Source organism: Rhizobium sp. WYCCWR 11152, from assembly GCF_013087615.1.
Classification (GTDB): Bacteria; Pseudomonadota; Alphaproteobacteria; order Rhizobiales; family Rhizobiaceae; genus Rhizobium; species Rhizobium indicum.
This window is the reverse complement of record NZ_JABFCP010000003.1, coordinates 40025-59993: the sequence shown is the minus strand read 5'-3', so window position 1 is coordinate 59993 and position 19969 is coordinate 40025. Positions and strand designations below refer to the sequence as shown.

Annotated in this window: 16 protein-coding genes; 6 read left to right on the top strand and 10 right to left on the bottom strand. The window is 60.4% G+C overall.

Annotated elements, in window-relative coordinates:
- Positions 1–23 precede the first annotated feature (23 nt).
- From G9X67_RS02720 to G9X67_RS02695, 6 genes are all read right to left on the bottom strand, one after another.
- On the bottom strand, positions 24–884 hold the full coding sequence (locus G9X67_RS02720; RefSeq protein WP_138331418.1) for a serine hydrolase: 861 nt from the start codon (positions 882–884) through the stop codon (positions 24–26).
- A gap of 1 nt (position 885) precedes the next feature.
- Positions 886–2514 carry an ABC transporter ATP-binding protein gene (locus G9X67_RS02715; protein WP_171598001.1) on the bottom strand — a complete coding sequence of 543 codons (1629 nt, stop codon included), beginning with the start codon at positions 2512–2514 and terminating at the stop codon, positions 886–888.
- On the bottom strand, positions 2511–3329 hold the full coding sequence (locus G9X67_RS02710) for an ABC transporter permease (protein WP_138331420.1): 819 nt from the start codon (positions 3327–3329) through the stop codon (positions 2511–2513). Before G9X67_RS02710 ends, G9X67_RS02715 begins: the two co-directional genes overlap by 4 nt.
- The gene (locus G9X67_RS02705) at positions 3326–4270 is read right to left on the bottom strand and encodes an ABC transporter permease (protein WP_138331421.1); all 945 of its coding nucleotides are present in this window, start codon (positions 4268–4270) and stop codon (positions 3326–3328) included. Before G9X67_RS02705 ends, G9X67_RS02710 begins: the two co-directional genes overlap by 4 nt.
- A gap of 178 nt (positions 4271–4448) precedes the next feature.
- Entirely contained in the window at positions 4449–5354 is a 906-nt protein-coding gene (locus G9X67_RS02700) for a LysR family transcriptional regulator (RefSeq protein WP_138331422.1), read from the bottom strand.
- A 37-nt stretch (positions 5355–5391) separates the two neighbouring features.
- Positions 5392–6366: a LysR family transcriptional regulator gene (locus G9X67_RS02695; RefSeq protein WP_171598000.1), complete on the bottom strand. Its 975-nt coding sequence runs from the start codon at positions 6364–6366 to the stop codon at positions 5392–5394.
- Positions 6367–6405: 39 nt separating this feature from the next.
- Here G9X67_RS02695 and G9X67_RS02690 point away from each other — a divergent pair, with 39 nt between their 5' ends.
- Positions 6406–7779 carry an MmgE/PrpD family protein gene (locus tag G9X67_RS02690; protein WP_171597999.1) on the top strand — a complete coding sequence of 458 codons (1374 nt, stop codon included), beginning with the start codon at positions 6406–6408 and terminating at the stop codon, positions 7777–7779.
- Between the two features lie 68 nt (positions 7780–7847).
- On the opposite strand, the gene yghX is transcribed toward G9X67_RS02690, so the two are convergent.
- The gene (yghX, locus tag G9X67_RS02685; protein ID WP_138331425.1) at positions 7848–8735 is read right to left on the bottom strand and encodes a YghX family hydrolase; all 888 of its coding nucleotides are present in this window, start codon (positions 8733–8735) and stop codon (positions 7848–7850) included.
- A 329-nt stretch (positions 8736–9064) separates the two neighbouring features.
- On the opposite strand from yghX, the gene G9X67_RS02680 reads away from it, so the two are divergent.
- The 5 genes from G9X67_RS02680 to ugpC all read left to right on the top strand — a co-directional run bounded on the left by G9X67_RS02680 (position 9065) and on the right by ugpC (position 14580).
- Complete coding sequence (locus G9X67_RS02680; RefSeq protein WP_171597998.1) at positions 9065–10222, top strand: Gfo/Idh/MocA family oxidoreductase; 1158 nt, start codon at positions 9065–9067, stop codon at positions 10220–10222.
- Positions 10223–10235: 13 nt separating this feature from the next.
- Positions 10236–11120 (top strand): sugar ABC transporter permease, encoded by an 885-nt coding sequence (locus tag G9X67_RS02675; protein WP_171597997.1) that lies wholly within the window; start codon positions 10236–10238, stop codon positions 11118–11120.
- Entirely contained in the window at positions 11117–11974 is an 858-nt protein-coding gene (locus G9X67_RS02670) for a carbohydrate ABC transporter permease (protein WP_003553169.1), read from the top strand. Before G9X67_RS02675 ends, G9X67_RS02670 begins: the two co-directional genes overlap by 4 nt.
- Before the next feature lie 73 nt (positions 11975–12047).
- Entirely contained in the window at positions 12048–13253 is a 1206-nt protein-coding gene (locus tag G9X67_RS02665) for an ABC transporter substrate-binding protein (protein WP_138331655.1), read from the top strand.
- Between the two features lie 193 nt (positions 13254–13446).
- Positions 13447–14580 (top strand): sn-glycerol-3-phosphate ABC transporter ATP-binding protein UgpC, encoded by a 1134-nt coding sequence (ugpC, locus tag G9X67_RS02660; RefSeq protein WP_164047142.1) that lies wholly within the window; start codon positions 13447–13449, stop codon positions 14578–14580.
- A gap of 582 nt (positions 14581–15162) precedes the next feature.
- Here ugpC and G9X67_RS02655 read toward each other — a convergent pair.
- The 3 genes from G9X67_RS02655 to G9X67_RS02645 form a co-directional block, all read right to left on the bottom strand.
- Complete coding sequence (locus tag G9X67_RS02655) at positions 15163–16869, bottom strand: adenylate/guanylate cyclase domain-containing protein (RefSeq protein WP_138331427.1); 1707 nt, start codon at positions 16867–16869, stop codon at positions 15163–15165.
- 499 nt (positions 16870–17368) lie between these two features.
- Positions 17369–18469, bottom strand: a complete 1101-nt coding sequence (locus G9X67_RS02650) for a D-TA family PLP-dependent enzyme (protein ID WP_171597996.1) — start codon at positions 18467–18469, stop codon at positions 17369–17371.
- Positions 18470–19945, bottom strand: coding sequence for a M81 family metallopeptidase (locus G9X67_RS02645; protein ID WP_171597995.1), 1476 nt, complete (start codon positions 19943–19945; stop codon positions 18470–18472).
- Positions 19946–19969: the final 24 nt, after the last annotated feature.

The following is a 19969-nucleotide window of genomic DNA, read 5'->3' as shown; positions in this document are numbered from 1 at the left end:
GTTCTACCCTCTTTTTTTGATCTTTAGGATTGGAATTCATCCCAGCAGGCGCGTGAAAGCCTGCCGATGGTTTCAAGCGCGACCGTGTAGCCGGGGGTGCCGTCCTGCATTTCCTGCGGCACGTCGTCGGTATAGACGGCGATGATGTAGAAGGGGGAACCGTCGCGATAGACGATACCGGCATTCATGCGGCCGCGCTTTCCCGTGCCGCCCTTGTGGGCGACGAGCACCCCGAATGGCAGCCGGGAAGGAATGGCATAACGCAGGATCTGGTTCTTCAGGGTTTGAAGCGCATAGGCGCTGAGCGCCTGTGAGCAGCCGAGCCGGTCCGCGGCTTCCCGCGAATCCTGGGCATCCAGTATGGTCTGCAGCAGATAGACCTGATCCCGCGCCGTCGTCGTGGTGACGGCCTTCAATGAATGATCGGGCGACAGCGCCAAGGGAGGGATGAGGAAGCGATGGTTGGTGCCCGTCATGCCGATCGACTTGCAATAGCTGTCGACCTCTTCGAGCGTCAGCCTTTCGAACACCATCTTGGTGCAGACATTGTCGCTCAGCACCATCATGCCGGTGATGGCATCACGCAGCGATATGACGATACCGGGCGTCAGATAGCGGAACATCCCGCTCGCCACTTCCTCGGCGAAACGCTTTTCGTAGGTGATCCGTTCGTCCAGGTCCAGGCGGCCTTCATGGGCGGCCTTCAAGGCAGCCATCATGATCGAGGTCTTTCGGGTGCTGGCGGAAGGGGTTTCCTCGTCCGCGCCCCTGCCGATCGTTTCGCCGCTGCCAAGCGCACGCACCATGAAGCGGGTCACGAAAGGCTGCGCATCGCAGATCGCGTTCAATCGCTCCGCAAGCTTTCCGGATTCAATCATCGTCATGTCAGTTCTCCAGGCGCCATTTGAGGATCACGCCGCCCTGAGCATTGTGGTCCAGAGCGGGGATGGCCGAGAGAAGCCTTTGCGTATAGGCCTCCTTCGGGCTGTCGAAAACCGTATCGCGGTCGCCCTCCTCGATGATCCGGCCGTCCTGCATGACGACGACGCGATCGGCCACCTGTTCGACCACGCCGAGATCATGGCTGATGAACAGGCAGGAAAAGCCGTAGCGTTTTTGCAGATCGGACAGGAGTTCGAGCACCTGCGCCCGGACCGTCACGTCGAGGGCCGATACCGGTTCGTCGGCGATCAGGAATTTCGGCCGGCGCGCAATGGCGCGGGCGATCGCCACGCGCTGCCGCTGACCGCCCGAAAGCTCATGCGGGTAGCGCCCGGCATAGTCGGACCCAAGGCCGACTTGCTCCAGCGTCTCCAGGGCGCGCTTGCGCTTTGCCGCAGCGTCGAGATCGGGAACGAGCCGCAGCGCTTCTTCCACGAGCGCGAGGATGGTCATGCGCGGATCGAGCGAGGAATAAGGATCTTGAAACACCATCTGGCAATTCAGCCGATAATCCATCCAGTCGTCGTCGCGGCTGCGTCCCTTGAACCGGATATCGCCTTCGCTCTCGCGGACCAGTCCGGCAATGGTGCGGCCGAGCGTGGTCTTGCCGGAACCCGAACCGCCGACCAGCGCCACGACTTCGCCCTCGTGGATATCGATGCTGACGCCATGCAGCGCCCGTTTCGGCTTTGCCGTCTTCATCAGCGACCGCCGGCCTGGATAGTCGACGACGATATCCCGCGCTGAGACCATCGGCGCCCTGGTCTTGTCGATCATCCGCGTCTCTCCGCGGAACGGCAGGGAGGAAAGCAGCTTCTTCGTATAGGCACGCTGCGGTGCGTCGAGCAGATCGGCGGTGCGCCCTTCTTCGACGATCGCGCCCTTTTCCATGACGACGATACGGTTCGTGTAGCGGGCAACCATCGGCAGATCGTGGCTGATCAGCAGCACGGCGGTGCCTTCCGCCTGTGTCAGTTCCACCATCAATTCCATGACATCGCGCTGGATCACGGCATCGAGCGCGGTCGTCGGCTCGTCGGCGATCAAGAGCGCCGGTTTCAGCAGCATGACCGATGCCAGCATGATGCGCTGGCGCATGCCACCCGAGAATTCATGCGGATAGGAAGAGAGCGCCCCGGCAGGGTCGCGGATCCCGACCCGGTTCAGCATGTCGAGGATCCGGCTGCGCCGTTCTTCCTGCGAAAGTTTCGTATGCAGCTGCAAGCCTTCTTCGAGTTGGCGGCCGACGGTCATCGAGGGATTGAGCGAGGTCATCGGCTCCTGGAAGACGACACCGATTTCCGCACCACGCAATTGGCGCAATTGCGCACCGTTCATGGAAAGCACGTCACGTCCCTTGTAGGCAACGGAGCCACCGATCACCTTGATGGGCGCCGGCAGCAGCGAGATCAGGGCGCGTGTTGCCAGCGTCTTGCCCGATCCGCTTTCTCCGACGATGCCGAAGATCTCGCCCGGCGCGATGTCGAAGCTGACGTCCTTGACGACCTCCACGCCGGTCCCAGTGACCTGAAGCGACAGGTTGCGGACATTCAAAAGCGTTCTATTGGTCATTTCAGCCCCCTCATCCGCGGATCAAGCTTGTCCCGAAGAGCGTCGCCCAGAAGATTGATGCCGAGGAGCGTCAGGGCAATCGCCATGCCCGGGAAGAGACCCAGCCAGACAGCCTGCTCGATGAATGGCCGGCCGGCAGCCAGCATGTTGCCCCAGGTCGGCGCCGGTGGCGGAACGCCGAGACCGAGAAAGCTGAGTGCGCTTTCCGAAAGGATCGCCCAGCCGAACATCGAGGTCGCCAGCACGGTGATCGGGGCGATGCAATTGGGGAGGATATGGCGGAACATGGTGTAGAGCTCGCCATTGCCCATCACCTTGGAGGCCTCGATGAACTCCCGCTCGCGCAGCGATAGGACGGCACCCCGGACAACGCGGGCCATGGAGGGAGAATAGGCAATGCCCAGCGCGAAGATGATGCCATATTGGTTGGCGCCGAAGACGGCGAGCAATCCCAGCGCCAGAAGAATGCCCGGAAAAGCGAGAAGCGCATTGTTGACGGCCATGATGACGGCATCGACCCAACCGCGGGCATAACCGCTGACGAGACCGATCAGCGTGCCGCAGACCGTCGCGAATGTGACCGTCAAGGTGCCGATCCAGACGCTCGCCCGGGCGCCGACGATCAGGCGGCTGAGCACGTCGCGGCCGAATTCGTCGGTTCCGAGCCAGTGGGCGCCGCTTGGTGCCGCCAGCCGTGCCGTGAAGCCGAGCTTCATCGGATCATAAGGGGTCCAGAAAAGGCCGATCGCAGCGGAGATGAGCAATGCGGCAATGAGAATGCTGCCGATGAAGCCGTTGAAGGTGACGTTTTTCATTCGGCCACTACCCGCGGATCGAACAAGGGATAGAGCAGGTCGACGACCAAATTGACCAGCACATAGGAGAGCGAGACGAACAGCAGGCAACCCTGGATCACGGGGTAATCGCGGGCAAAAATACTGTCGACCATCAGTCGCCCGAGCCCCGGAATGGTGAAGACCGTCTCGATGACGGCAATGCCGCCGAGCAGATTGCCGAGGATCAGACCGATGACTGTCCAGGTCGGGCCGAAAGCATTCTTGAAGGCGTGCCGCCAGAGGACGGCGCTCTCGGAAAGCCCCTTGGCCCGGGCGTGGGTGATATAGTCGAGACGCAGCACTTCCAGCGTCGAGGCGCGCGCCATGCGGATCAACACACCCATCTCGTGAATGACCAGGGTCATGATCGGCAGCACGAGGTAAAGCAGGCCGCCGGTGACGTTGCTGCCGATCGAGACATAGCCGAGGACCGGTAGCCAGCTGAGTTTCAAGCCGAAGAAAAGCAGAAGCAGGAGGCCGAGCCAGAATGTCGGGATCGACAGCAGGATCGTGGCCGTGCCGACCAGTGCCAGGTCCGTCAGACTGTTCTGCCGCCAGGCGGCGATGACACCGGCCGGCACGGCGATGAGGCTCGCCAGAAGCACGGCGACGACGACGATTTGGGCACTGACCAGAAAGCGTGATGCGACGAGCGGCAGAACCGGCTCGTCATTGACAATCGAGCGGCCGAAATCACCCTGGACGACATTGGCGGTCCAGATCAGGAACTGTTCCGGCAGCGATTTGTCGAGGCCGAGTTCCGAGCGCATTGCCGCGATCTGAGCCGGCTCAGCCATATCACCCAGCATCAGTGCCGCCGGATCGCCGGGTATGAAGCGGATCAGCGTGAAGACGGTCACCGAAACGAGGACGATCGTCGGCAATGCCATCAACAGGCGGTTTAGAACGAATTTCAGCATTTTTGTTCCCCGCGATGGGCGACGGACAGTGCCCGGCGCCATCGGTTTCGTTGCCGCAAACTATGATCGAATGAGGAAATATCCGCAATATTATGCGATTCTGTCATAAGTCTATGCGGAATACGACCGCAACCAAAACGGCTGCGTTGGCGTAAGTGATAACGCTAAAGATTTGATTTTAAATGTCTTTTTGCGAAAGTTGGATCTGCCGCTTCAAGGCATCGCTCAGAGCGTGGGCGGCAATCGAGAGTGGCGTCCCGACCGCCCTCGCCAATCCGAATTCCTGGGTCGCGCGTGGCACGAAAGGACGGTGAACCACCGGCAGGTGGCGATAGAGATTCGCATAAAAGCTGCTGATGATCGTGACCCCAAGGCCATGCGCGACGTAGGAACAGGCGGAACTATTGGTATGCGTCTCGATCTTGACGATCTGCTTGACGCCGGCCCGCCGGAAGGTCTGGTCGAGTGCCATGCGGTTCGGCCGTTGGCGGCCAATCAGAATGAGGGGCACGTCGCGCAGATTCCTGACTGTGATTTCCTCCAGTTTCGCAAGAGGATGGTCCTTCGGAACGACGCAGACACTTTCGCCGGTGGCGACGCGCTCGACCTCAATGCCCGGTCCGCTCTCGCCCTCCATGCGCAGAAAGCCGAAATCGATCACTCTCTGCTCGACGAGCTTGTTGATCGCGGTCGTCGTCTCGAAGAAGGTTTCGATCCGCACACCGGGGAAATCGCTCATGTAATCGGCCAGCATTGCCGGCGCGAAGTGCTCCCACATGCTGCTCGGCAGGCCGATGCGGACGATCTCCGGGCCGGCGGCGCCGCTTCTTAAGTCCTCCGCATGACCCGACATCCGATCGACCGCGAGCAAGATGTTCTCGGCATCGCGGGCAAGAAGTAGGGCCTCGGGGGTGGGGATGAGACGGCCTTTGTCGCGCACGAAAAGCGACATCGAAAGGTCCGCCTCGAGCTGCTGGAGAAGGCGGCTGACGCCGGACTGGCTGAGCCCCATCGTCTTTGCCGTGGCAATCGTCGATCCTGTCGCCAGAAGCGTGCGCAGGACTTCCAGTTGCTTGATATTCATGCGTTTGCGATCTCCCGGGACGGTTCAAGCACCGTCATCATGCCCAGTCCGAAATGCTTTGAAGGAAGAGGTTGGCGGCCTTGGGCATCGGAAATTTCTCTCCGCTGATCAGCGCGTAGGCAACCGGCAGTTCCGGTTCGAGCGGAATGAACTGCAGCGGCAGCGTCGCATATTCGCGGGCGATGATCTCGCCGACCAGCGCAATGCCGAGCCCCTGCGCGGCCAGCGCGCAGGCACTCGCCACCGAATGCGCTTCGAGCAAGGGGCGTTGGCGGATGCCGGCCTTGTAGAACAACGCCTCAAGCTCATGACGAACCGGTCGCTCCCTGTTCAGCATGATCAGATCCTGCCCCTTCAGGTCGGCGACCGACAATTGGCGGCTGCCGGCCTTGGGATGATCCTTGTGCAGGGCGCAAATGACCCGCGACGACAGGATCTTCTCCTGTTTCAATCCCGGGCTCATCAGCGGCAGACGCGCGAAGCCGAGATCGGCCTCGCCGTCGGCCACCATCCGTTCAATTGCCAGATAGCTGCCGGATGCGACTTCGACGCGCATTGGACCATTCGCCGCGAGAAAGTTCTTCAGCAGCTTCGGAATGCGCGTCGAGGAAAGACTGGAGGGAAAGGCGAGCCGCAGCATGATCTCGCGCGACCGACCGCTCTCGAGCTCCATCGCCGCGGTTTTCAAGGCGCGTAGCCGGTCGGAAATGGCACGGATTTCCGGGCCGAGCTGCAGCCCCTCGCGGGTCGGTTGCAGCCGGTTCTTTTCCCGGTCGAAAAGCCTGACGCCGAGATAGTCTTCCAGTTGCTGCAACAAACGGCTGGCGTTCGATTGCGAGATCCCAAGCTCGACGGAAGCGGCAATCGTCGAGCCCGTCGCGGCGATGGCGTCATAGGCCTCGATATGCTTCAGGCTGATCGCCGCACTCGTGTCTCGCGCCATTCTATCTCCAACATCGATAGCCCTACCCGCAAACCGCATAAGATTGCGGACCTGCGGAAAGTTGAACATTTTCCGCTGAGAACCAAACTCACGGAAAGACTTTCGTCAATGGCCACCATTCTCCGGAAGATCGCGGAACAGCTCCTGTCGCGAACGACGTTCTCAGACCTCGCCATGGACCGGGCAAGAGATGCTGCGGCGGACACCATCGGCTGTATGATTGCAGGCAGCGGCGATGAAAGCGTTGCCGCGCTCACCCGCGCCTTCAACGGGGAAATCGCCGGAGGCGGCGAAGCGCGGCTCGTCACCGGCGGCTCCGCCTCGCCCTCTTTCGCCGCACTCATCAGCGCAACGGCGGCTCATGCGCTCGATTTCGATGACAATTTCCATCCGGCAAGGGCGCATGCTTCCGCGGTGCTGGTGCCTGCGCTGCTGGCGGTTCTGACGCGCGGCAAGGCAACAAGCGGAAGACGGTTTCTCGAGGCCTACCTGGCCGGGCTGGAGGCGCAAGCGGCGGTCGGCTTCGGCGTCAATCCCTCTCACTACAACAGAGGCTGGCACGCAACGGCGACGGTCGGCAGCATCGGGGCCGCGGCTGGCGTGGCACGGCTTCTCGGCGCCGACGAAAACGGCTTAGTCGCGGCGATGAGCCTCGCGGCGAGCTTCGCCTGCGGCCCGAAAGGGCAATTCGGCACGATTGCCAAACCGCTTCACGCCGGGATTGCCGCGCGCAATGCCGTGGATGCGGCGCGCATGGCGCTTGCAGGCATGAGCGGGCGGCCGGATATCCTCGAACGGCCGCAAGGCTTCCTCGATCTTTTCGGCGGCGATGATGCCAAGGGCTGGGAGGGCCTGACATTCGAGGCGGAGCATATCATCGAAAGCCGGGGCGTGGTGACCAAGCGCCATCCCTGCTGCGCCTCGACCCATCGCGTGATCGATGCGCTTCTGGATCTGAAGCAGGAACATGGGCTTTTGGCGCACGACATTGCCAGGATCGAGACGAAAGTCGGAATATCCGCTGCCCGTAACCTCGCCTATCCCGAGCCCACCGACGAGATGCAGGCCCGCTTCTCAATGCAATATTGCCTGGCGACAGCTTTCCTCAAAGGCTCCCTTAGCCTTTCGGATTTTACACGGCAGGAGATTGGGCGGCCGGAAATCCGGGAACTCATGCCGCGCATCGAAATGCAGTCCTATTCGGCTGAGGAGGAAAAAGGCGTGGAGCGCCTCCCACATGTCGTCACGGTCACGATGCGCGACGGGCGCATTTTGAACAAGTCCCGTTTGCATGCGAAGGGATCGCTCGAAGCGCCGATGAGCGTTCATGAACGTGAAGTCAAATTCATCGACTGCTTGCGCTGGGGAAATCGGAATGTGTCCGGCGCCGCTTTCCTGCAGCTTCGCGGGCTTGCCGATTCTGAAAACCTGTCCGGTGACGGGCCCTTCTGGAGCCTGATCACAGGCCATCAGTCGCCTTGACAGGGCCGCGGGAACGGATAGGCGGCGGGGAATGGCTCCCCGCCGCAGCTCGTTCAAGACCGGCCTTCTCAGGCGAGGTATTTCGTAAACCAGTCGACCGTCCGCTGCCAGGCGAGCTTGGCTGCCGCTTCGTCGTAGCGGGGCGTGGAATCATTGTGAAAGCCGTGGTTGACGTCAGGGTAGACGTAGGCCTCGAATGTTTTTCCTGATGACTTCAGCGCAGCTTCATAGGCCGGCCAGCCCTCGTTGATCCCCTTGTCCAGTCCGGCATAATGGAGAAGCAGTGGCGCCTTGATCTTCGGCACGTCTTCGGCGCGCGGTTGCCGGCCGTAGAAGGGCACGGCTGCGGCAAGCTCCGGATAGGCGACCGCCGCGGCGTTGGAGACGCCGCCGCCATAGCAGAAGCCGGTGATGCCGACCTTGCCGGTGGTGAGATCGCTTTGCATCAAAAATTCGACCGCCGCGAAGAAGTCGTTCATCAGCTTTTCCGGGTCGACCTTCTGCTGCAGTTCCCGTCCCTTTTCGTCGTTGCCAGGATAGCCTCCGACTGACGTGAGGCCATCCGGCGCAAGTGCGATGAAACCCGCCTTTGCCACGCGCCGCGCCACATCTTCGATATAGGGGTTCAGGCCCCTATTCTCGTGAACGACCACCACGCCCGCGACTTTGCCGGTCGCGTTTTTGGGCCGGACGAGATAGCCGCGGACATCGCCATTTCCCTTTGGCGAGGGATAGGTGATGTATTCGGCTGATATATCGGGATCAGTGAACTCGACCTGGGTCGCCAGCGCATAGTCAGGGCTCAGCGATGAAAGAATGGCGGCTGCCGTAAGCCCGCCGACGGCGAATTTGCCGGCCCGGTCGAGAAACTCGCGCTTGGTAATTTTCCCGTGCGCGTAATAATCGTAGAGTTCGAGAAGTTCCTGAGGGAAATCCTTGGCTGTCATACGGGTCATGATGGCTCCTCCGTGCCTTCGGGTCTCGCATCATCCTACACACGTAAACTCACGAGTCTTTTCAACATTTCGCGAGTCCCGCGTGTGCTTGCCATAGCGATCGCTGCCTATGGCGACGGGCGCTGAAATCGCCGCCCCTGCTTCAAGCGGCGCGCCCTCTTCCCTTTGGCAATCCGCGTCCGGCCGGTTGCAGCCAGCAATCGACCACCGGCTATCGATCTATGAAAATTAATTTCATGCTCGCGCTTCGATGCCCGTTTTCTATTGACGCCTCCCGATTTTTGTCCCAACTTAAAGAAAATAAATTACTAAATGGGAACTTGATCGGCATGAAAGTGGGAATCATCGGGCTAGGATTCCGGCTCGGCTATCTCGGCTATGTTTTCAAGGCAATCGATGGCAGCTTCGACATTGTCGGCTATGTGGATCCGGAACCCGCCGGACTTCCGGGATTGACGGAAAAGGGAATTTCAGTCGGCAAGGCCTATGGTTCGCCGGAAGAGCTTCTTGCCTCCGAAAAACTCGATCTGCTGATGATCGGCTCCCCCAATCACCTGCATCTCGACCATATCAGGCTCGGGCTTCAAGCCGGTCTCAAGGTCTTTTGCGAAAAACCGATCGTCACGACGATCGCCGAAAGCATCGAACTTGCCCATCTGATGGCAAAATTCGGCCATGAGCGACTGATGGTCGGTCTCGTGTTGCGCTATTCTCCTCTTTATAAGGATCTCCGCGCCATCCAGGCCGAGGGCAAGCTTGGTCAGATCGTGTCGATCGAGGCCTCCGAACATATCGAGCCTTATCACGGCGCCTTCTTCATGCGCGACTGGCGCCGCTATGAGCGCTATTCCGGCAGCTTCATGCTGGAGAAATGCTGCCACGACCTCGATCTCTATAATGGCGTCGCCGGCGCACGGCCGGAGCGCGTCGCCAGTTTCGGCGGCCGCAAGAGCTTCATTCCGGCCAACGACCCGGCGCGCGAGGGCATCAACGACCTCGAGCTTTTCCACCGCAAGCCGAGCGGATGGATGGGATCGGACAAGGTCTTCGACAGCGATGCCGATATCATCGACTATCAGGTCGCGATCGTCGAATATGCCAATGGCGTCGGCATGAACTTCCACACCAATCTGAACGTGCCCGACCAATTCCGCCGTTTCGCCATCATGGGTTCGCGCGGCATGGCCGAAGGCGATTTCGTGCGCGGCTATCTCGACGTTCACGAACAGCTGACCGGCAACAAGATTGTCGAAAACAAATATGCCGCCACCGAGCTCTCCCAGCACTACGGCGCCGATGAACAGATGGCGAGCGACCTGCTTGAAAGCGTGCGCACCGGGCTCGAACTTCCCGTGTCCACCCTGAATGCGCTCGAAGCCGGCATCCTCGCCTTGGCGATGGACGAAGCGAGGATGAAGAAAGCGGTCGTCGATCTCAGACCCATTTGGGATCGCTTCGACGAAGCCCTTCACGCAAGAGCGGCTTGAGGAGGGCGGCAGGATGAGTGTTCAACGAAGCACCTTCATCTTCGCTTGGATCCTCCTTCTTCCGGCTGTGCTCTATGTTCTAGCGATCGTCGCCTATCCGCTGGTCGATACCTTCATCCTCTCCTTCACCGATGCGTCTCTCAGGAAGACCACAAATTGGGTCGGCTGGATCAACTACGAGAAGATCTTCAACGAGCGGTTTGCGGAAGTCATCATCCGCACCTTCATTTGGACGTTCTTCTCGGTCGCCCTGAAAATGGTGATCGGCACGTTCGGCGCATGCATGCTGAATGCTGCCGTACCCGGCCGCTCCCTGTTCCGGCTTTTGACCATGCCGCCATGGATCGTGCCGATGGCGATCGGCATCTTCATGTGGGGCTGGATGTATAATGGCCAGTTCGGGATGATATCAGGCATGCTGCAGCGCTTCGGTCTCGTCGACGGCCCTGTCGCCTTCCTCGCTTATGGAAACACCGCCTTCTGGGCAACGATCATCACCGACGTGTGGATCGGCGTGCCGTTGGTGACGATCTACTTCCTGGCGGCGATCCAATCCATTCCGAAGGATCTCTACGAGGCCGCCTGGACCGACGGCGCCGGCCGCTGGTACCGCTTCCGCCGCATCACGCTGCCGCTGATGGTTCCGGCGATCATCACCATGTCGATGCTGTCGCTGATCGCCACCTTCAACTCGTTCGACATCATCTGGATCCTGACGCAGGGCGGACCGAGCGGCGAGACGACGACGATGATCATCGACACCTATCAGACCGCGATCGGCTCGAAGAAATACGGTGAAGGTGCAGCGCGCGCCGTTTTGATCTGCATCTTCCTGTCGCTCTTCTGCTTCGCTTATTTCCGCGTCACCCGCCGCCTCAATCCGGAGAAGCGCGCATGAGCAATGCAGCCATGATCGACCGTTACCGCTGGTGGGAAATCATCCTGATCTATTGCGGCATTGCGCTGTTTCTTTTCTTCGTGCTGTCGCCCTTCGTCGAAGGTTTCCTGGTTTCGCTGAAGCCGCTCAGCCAGCTCTTCTCCTCGCCCTACCGTTTCTGGCCGGAGAACGGCTCCTTCGAAGCCTACCGGACGATGTGGATCAGCGTGCCGGGCTTCGGGCGCTATATCTTCAACTCGTTCTTCATCTCGATCATCGTCACGCTGATCGTCCTCTGCCTCGTCATTCCCGCGGCCTATGCCTTCGCGAAGTTCGAATTCAGGGGCATGGGCATCCTGCTCGGCGCGTTCCTGACGGTGAACATGTTCTCCGGCGCCGTGCTTTTGATTCCGCTCTTTCGGCTGATGCGCAGCATCGGCGTGCTCAACACCTATCTCGCCATGATCGTGCCGGGCGTCGCCTTCCTGATCCCCTCGGCGATCTGGCTGCTGCGCACCTACATGATCCGCATTCCACAGGAACTCAACGAAGCGGCCTACATGGATGGCGCCAGCCATTTCTACACGCTGCGCCGGGTCATCCTGCCCATTGCGATGCCGGGGATCATCGTCGTCGCCATCACTACCTTCATCGGCGCTTACGCCCAGCAATTCATCTTCGCGCTGACGTTCAACTCGAAGACCGAATACATGCCCTTGCCGGTGGGGCTCTTTGCTTACTTCGGCAAGCAGGAGGTCATCTGGAACGAACTGATGGCGGCTTCCTTCGTCGGTATCGCGCCGGCGATGGTCGTCATCTTCTTCCTTCAGCGCTACCTTGTCGGCGGGCTGACCGCCGGTGCGGTGAAACAATAAGACCAAAAAACGAGTGAACAGCTAACACAAGAATGGGAGTCACGACGTGAGCATTACCATCAAGACAGGCCTTATGGCGCTCGCCCTGCTCGGTTCGACGGCACTGACCGCCGTCACTGCCCAGGCGGCCGACAAGGAAATCAGCTGGATCTATTGCGGCGACACGATCGACCCGGTCCACACCAAATACATCAAGCAATGGGAAGAAAAGAACACAGGCTGGAAGGTCGCTCCCGAGGTCGTCGGATGGGCACAGTGCCAGGACAAGGCAACGACGCTCGCTGCCGCCGGCACGCCGGTGGCGATGGCCTATGTCGGCTCGCGCACGCTGAAGGAATTCGCGCAGAACGACCTTATCGTTCCTGTGCCGATGACGGACGACGAGAAGAAGACCTACTATCCGAACATCGTCAACACCGTGACCTTCGAGGGCACGCAGTGGGGCGTTCCGATCGCCTTCTCCACCAAGGCGCTCTATTGGAACAAGGATCTCTTCAAGCAGGCTGGCCTCGATCCCGAGACGCCGCCGAAGACCTGGGCTGAAGAAATCGAGATGGCAAAGACCATAAAGGAAAAGACCGGCATTCCGGGCTTCGGTCTCTCCGCCAAGACCTTCGACAATACGATGCACCAGTTCATGCATTGGGTTTACACCAACAACGGCACGGTGATCGATGCCGACGGCAAGGTCACGCTCGACAGCCCGCAGATTCTCGCCGCGCTGAAGGCCTACAAGGACATCGTCCCCTACTCCGAAGAAGGCCCGACCGCCTACGAGCAGAACGAAGTCCGCGCCATCTTCCTCGACGGCAAAGTGGCTATGATCCAGGCAGGCTCGGGTGCAGCCGACCGCCTGAAGGCAACGAAGATCAGCTGGGGCATCACGACGCTGCCGCTCGGTCCCGACGCCAAAGGCCCCGGCACGCTGCTGATCACCGACAGTCTGGCGATCTTCAAGGGTTCGGGGGTCGAGGACAAGGCGACGGAATTCGCCAAGTTCATCACCTCGCCGGATGTGCAGTCGGAATACGAACTGCAGGGCGGCGCCGGCCTCACCCCGCTGCGGCCGTCCGCAAAGGTCGATGAATTCGTCGCCAAGGATCCCCACTGGAAGCCGCTCATCGACGGCATCAGCTACGGTGGTCCCGAGCCGCTCTTCACCGACTACAAGGGCTTCCAGAACTCGATGATCGAGATGGTACAGTCCGTGGTGACGGGCAAGGCCGAGCCGGAGGCAGCACTCAAGAAGGCCGCCGGCGAAGTCGAGGCGTTCAAGTAAGCCTCTTTGGGGTCGCGGGATCGCGGACGGCAACAGCCCGCGATCCCCCTCCTGCAGCGCCGCATGTCTTTTCGAAGTGCGGCGCTGTAACACCTTGAATTGCTGCATAATTCCTTAAATCGAATCCAATGTAAGGAATCATGCAGTCACGATGATCGAATGTGCGACGAAGGCCGCCAGCGGAGACAGATTTTTGGGACAGCTCCTTCTCAACAAAGTTCAGAAGTTCTATGGCGACTACGAAGTTCTGAAGGGCGTGCAACTCGATGTGAAGAACGGCGAGTTCGTCGTCTTCGTCGGGCCCTCAGGCTGCGGCAAATCCACCCTGCTGCGCATGATTGCCGGTCTCGACGCGACGACGGCGGGCGACATCGTCATTGATGGTATCAGGGTCAATGATCTGCCGCCGGTCAAGCGCGGCATCGCCATGGTGTTCCAGTCCTACGCGCTTTATCCGCACATGACTGTTTTCGAGAACATCGCCTTCCCGCTTCGGGTCGAAAGGATGGAAGAGGAAAAGCTCAAGGCCAAGGTGGAAAACGCGGCGCGCATCCTTCACCTCGAACAGCGGCTGCAGCAGAAACCCGGCATGCTGTCCGGCGGCCAGCGCCAGCGCGTCGCGATCGGTCGCGCCATCGTGCGCGAACCGAAGATATTCCTGTTCGACGAGCCGCTTTCCAACCTCGACGCAGCACTTCGCGCCGACATGCGTATCGAGCTTGCCAAGCTGCACAGGCAGTTGAAGGCAACGATGATCTATGTGACGCACGACCAAGTCGAGGCGATGACCATGGCCGACCGCATCGTCGTGCTGGATTCCGGCGATATCTCCCAGACGGGCGCGCCGCTGGAGCTTTATCACAAGCCCGCAAATCAGTTTGTCGCCGGCTTCATCGGCAATCCGAAAATGAATTTTCTTCCCGTGACCTGCAAGGGCGTCAGCGCCAATGGCGTCGAGGTGGATTATCAGGGCCAGACAGCCGTGCTGCCGGTGACGCCGCGTGACGGCATGGCCGGCAAGGCTTTGACGCTCGGCATCCGGCCGGAGCATATCCAGCTCGGCGGCGGCGATATCGTCTTTAAGGTGACGCCGACGGTCATCGAGCGCCTCGGAGCAAATACGGTCGCTTACGCCTCGCTGAATGGAGAGTCCGAGAATTTCTGCGCCATGCTGCCGGGCAGCGTCGGCATCCGTGCGGACGCGCCTGTCGCAACCGGCATCAATGCCGCAGATTGCCATCTCTTCGACGAGGCGGGCATTGCTTTCGAGCGGCGCGTCGAGCTGACCGAAATCGATATGAATGTGATCAATCCGACGGCGGCTTGAACCGGCGGCCAGGGCGGCGTTTTTCCTACCGGGGGTCGGCTCCGGATACGGGCCAAACGACGCCCTAAGCAATTTTGGCTGCTCGCCGGTAGGGTTCGGGTGATTTTCACCCCACGAACGTCGTTGGACAATCTCCTGCAGATGGCAGAGTCGGGCCCATTTGCGTCATAACAACCTTCGGCCCAAAGCGGACATTTTTCCGTTGTCGACCTTCGGCGGCTTTGCGCTGTCATTTCGGCCGTTGAAGCATACCTTGCACCTGCCGGAAGGCAGACATCGTCTAGTTTCAAGGTAACGGCATCTTTGCGCCGCCGATAGCGGAAGTAAGCGTCGTCGCCTTCATGTCTCGGCGAAGCTGCTTAAATGTTTCGCAAAGCATCCTGTCTTCATTCTGGGCTACGGGCTCATCGCCACCATGATGCAAGGCGGTCCAGCGGAAAAGTCATGCGAGACTCGGGCTGGTTGACGCGTTTTGTGGAGCGTCTGAATAAGCTTGGCACTGCGATCCAGACCGCCGTTCTCGCACAGCGCATATCCCGTTGATCAAGTCCTCGAACGCGTCGGGATTGTCCCCACCCGCTGTCACATCTCCGGCAGGCCGGCCTTTCGGAAGCCGTCAACAAAGTGGTCTCGTACAGATGCATCGCGCAGCGGCTGGGAGCTGAGCCAATGGCCGATCGTGAAATGAGGGTGGGCGATCAGGAACAATTCTGCTTCTCGCCGCGCCTCCTCATGGTGGCCCAACTGCGCAAGCGTAGCAGCCAGGAATTTGCGTGAGTTGGTACGATACGTGTCTTTCCTGCGGAGCGTAGCGGCTGCCGCCTCATAGTCACGCGCGGCGTATTGCGCCTGCCCAAGATGACAAAGATACCAGCAGGCTGGGTAGGGATTGAGCCGCAGAGCTTTTTCGATCTGCGCCAGTCCGTCGGCAACCCTGCCGTCCAGCACGGACATGTCCGACATGGCGGCCCAGGTGTCGGCGTGGTTGGGGTCCAGCTCCAGGGCCTTGGCGAAGGCGGCCTCCGATTCCTCCCATCGCCGCTCATAAGCCAAAATGGTCCCCAGAACATAACGGCAGCCGGCATCGTTGGGATCCAGGTCGACCGCCTTCTGCGCGAACGTCGCCGCCATCCGACGGTTAGGATCTTCGGGCTCGCCGAAATGAGTCCAGGCAAGCCAACGGTTATAGGCGAGCAGACCGAGCGCCTCGGCATATGATGGCTCGAGCTCAACCGCGCGTTGGAGCAGCATATAGGCCTCACGCTCAGTTTGCGGCGACTCTTCCGTCAGCAGGCGGGCGCGCACACACAGATCGTACGCCTCAAAGTTCTTCGGCCGATTGCGCGGCGTCGGGATGGTCAGCCGGCCAACGAGGGCTTCAACAATCTTGGCGTTAACTTCATCCTGTAGTTCGAAAACATCTTCCACCGTCCTGTCAAACCGGTCGGCCCACAAGTGCTGGCCGGCAAGCGTGTCGACCAATTGGGCATTGATGCGGACACGGCCCATTGCGCGTCTGGCGCTCCCCTCGAGGACATAGCGGACGCCGAGTTCCTGGGCGACCAGCCGGACGTCGACCGGCTTGCCCTTGTAGACGTACACGGAATTGCGCGCGATGACGAACAGACCAGCCGTACGGGAAAGGTCGGTGATCAGGTCTTCGGTCAAGCCGTCGACGAAAGGCGCGTCCGCTTCATCCCCACTCATATTCGTGAACGGCAATACAGCGATCGAGGGACATTCGGGCAGCGGCAATATGCTCTGCAGCGCATCCGGCCAATGCCACACGTGGACCGGGCGAGTCAGGTTCTTCAGGTAGCGTTCGCCTGCATCAATGAACCGGTCGCTAATCTTGCCGACGATCTCGCCGTGAACATTGGCTGAAATGCAGATGCCTCCCGGTGCGGCCTGCGTCTGGAGGCGCGCCGCGACATTGACGTCGTCGCCGAGGACGTCTGAACCGTCGTCAATGACATCTCCCAGATTGACGCCTACACGCAAAAGCAGGCGCCGGTCTCCGGAAGCCTCAACAGCGGTGGTGGCCCGTTGCATTTCCAACGCTGCTGCGACCGCGTCCACCGCGCTACCGAATTCGATTAGGAAGCCGTCGCCCATGACCTTGAAGATGCGACCGTGGTAGCGCATCACAGCCGGCTCGATAACGCCGGAACGGAGTTCCCTGAGGTTCGCCAGCGTTGCGGCTTCATTAGCTTCCATCAGGCGTGAATATCCCACCACATCGGCAACGACGATGGCGGCAAGGCGACGCTGAATAGATTGATCCGTCATGTGAGGACAAGCCTAACGACCGAGTTCGCAAGTTATTGTTCAACCGCGGGTGAGTCAACAAGTGGTAAAGAGGTAATGTCCCGGCGATCTCCACCTCCATCGAGCCGTCATCCTTCTTTGTGACCGACGGCGTCGAGGTGGACGACACGGAAATGAGTATCCACGGAAAGCGGACGGTTCTTGAACGTCTGGCGATGGGCGGCGAGCGAGGGCCTCGGCGGAAGTGCCCAGTTCTGTCCCGGGGGAGACCCGAGCTGCAACTGCGCTAAGTCTGCATTTCTGGCTAACTTTCCAGATGCGGCCAGTCTCCTTCCGGCCCCAAATCGGTCACTCACTCAATCTCGCCAAATGTCAGCCCTTGGCGCAACCAGGTCATCCCTTGCGCGCACGTCTCGCAACATCAGCTACTGTATTTTGCTGATACGGAGATCGCGAGCGATCCACCGATAACCGCAGCCTTCGGCAATCGGCATCATTTTGCTCCAGCCGGAACCGCCCCCTACCAGACGAGACCGCGGGCGGCGACCTGCTCGACGCGGGTGACGATGCCGCCCCGATGGAAGACCATCGTATCGAACAGATTGGACACCACGCAGGTGTGGTTCGGGATGATGAAGAGCTTCTCGCCGATCTGCGGCCGGGGGCCGGTGCAATTCGACAGGTCGATCACGCCGTGTTCTTCCGAGAGGCTGCTGATCCGCGCCTCGGGATAACCGACGATCAGCCCGTAGTCGTTAAAACCCTGAAGATCCGATGTCAGCGCCTTCGACCCGGCATCGATGACGGCGCGGTCGGCGTTTGGCCGCGACACGACGGTCGCCAGCACATGCATGGCGCAATCGTCCTCGGTGCAATGGCCCATGCGCACCATCTGGCGATCGTTGTAAATATAGGTGCCGGCGCGGTGTTCCGTGGCTGAGGTGACGAGATGCGCCTCGAAGAGGCTCGGTGTTCCGCCGTTGCTGACGATCGGGCAGGTTATGCCTTCCGTTTTCAGCTGCTTGAGCGCCTCTGTGATGAAGGCTTCCACGGCGGCGGCCGATTGTGGCTTCGGATAGGTCACGATGCCGCCGAAGGTGAGGCCGTCGGCAGCGGCGATGCGCTTGGCGAGCGAGGCCGCCTCACCCGGCGTCTGCACGCCGCAGCGGCTGCCGCCGGTATCGCATTCGACCAGAACCGTGAGCGGCTTGTGGCCGGAGAAATGTGCTGCCAGCCCGTCGACCGTCACTTCGCTGTCGGCGACGACCTTGAGGGCCGAAATTCTCTCGTTCAACTTGGCCAACCGCTCGAGCTTCTGCGGTCCCAGGATGTTGAAGGTGATGAGGATATCCTCGAAGCCGGCTTCGGCAAAAACTTCGGCTTCCGTCACCTTCTGGCAATTGATGCCCTTGGCGCCCGCGGCAACCTGCGCGACGGCGAGAGCCGGGATCTTGTGCGTCTTGATATGCGGGCGGAAGTTCAGCCCGTGCTGATTCATATAGGATTGAACGCGGTCTATGTTTGCAGCCAGCCTGTCTTCGTCGATCACAGGACGCGGCGTCGAGAGATCGGCGATCCTGTCGCCTGCCTTGGCGATGACGGCAAACCGGTTGTCATGCATCTAGGCGGCTCCGCGTTCTGGTCCATGTGGATCGGCGATGATCGGCCATATGGTCTTCGGTGCCCGCCGGTATGGCGTCGTTGCCGGATTATTGGGATAAGGCGTTCCGGCGGAGCAGTAAAGGATCTCCGCCGCGATCTTCGAGAAGGACGCGAAGAAGTGGTTGGTGGATTTGATCACCAGGATCTTCTGCCTGGCGGGATCGATGCCCATCGCCGAAAAAAGGCTCGGATCGAAGCTTTGAGCGCGCGTCGAATTGAGGATGATGTCGATACCGTTGAGGACGATATGTGCGGCATCGCCGAAAGGTGCGAGGCTCTCGCCGAACTGCATCTCGGCGTTCTTCACCAGCTTGACGACCTTGACGGTGCCGTCGACGGGATTGCCGGTGCCGGGCGCCGACTTGGCGCCGAAGCGCAGTGGAATTTCCGCCCCCTCGCCTGCCGCAAAACAAATCTGGACGGCCACCGGATCCCAGATGGTGCCGATCGCAGCACTCCTGACGCCGTGGGCCATGAGCTCCCCGAGGATGACAGTCGCATCGCCTGCGGTGCCGCCACCCGGATTGTCCCAGACGTCGGCAATGACAACAGGCCATGCGGTGGCAGTCATCGCGCGCGCGACGGCTTCCTTCTCGTCGATCTGCGGGACCATGAAGGTACCGCGCTTCGAAAATAGTTCGAGGCCGAGCTCACGCGCCAAAGCCGCGCCCTTTTCCGGCTTGTTATCAGTTACCACCAGCAGCTTTGTTCCCATTTCGGGAACGTCGCCCACCATGAAGCCGTGGATCACCGAGATCGACAAGACGTCCGGATCATCTTTCTCGATCTGCATGATCTTGTCGACGAAGGAACGCATGGGCTCGCGCGATGTCGGGAAGACGTCGATCATCTTGCAGTCGAACACCGACATAACAGGCTTGATCCTGCCTTCGAGCGTTTCGACCGCAATGCGCCAGAGATCCTCGGCGCGGTCGACAAAGTCCGTATGCGGAAACTCCTTGAAATAGACGGCGAAATTAAGCGCTGCGACACGTTTTGCGGTGAGATGGCTGTGCGGATCGAGTTCGGCGCAGATGAGAACGTCAGGTCCGACGATCTCGCGGATGCGCGAGAGAAGATCGCCTTCCGTATCCTCGTATCCAGCGGCCACCATGGCGCCGTGCAGGCCCATGACGACAGCGTCTACAGGCATTGCCGCGTTGAGTTGGCCGAGGATTTCGTCACGCAATTCCTCGTACGTTGCCCGGTTGACGAGGCCTGCGGGGTCGGCCCAGGTGGCGGTTCCCTCAATCAGTTGCCAGCCCTTTTCAGCCGTGACGCGTCTTCCGACGGTGATCGGCGCAGTGCAGAGCGTTGGCGTTTCGGGATGCTGGCCAGGCGGGGCATAAAGAGAGGCTTCGAATGCGCGACGATCCACGCAGATCGGGGAAAAAGTGTTGGTCTCGGTCGCCAGTGCTGCCGTGAAAATGCGCAAGAAAGTCGCCTTCGTGTTGTCGGC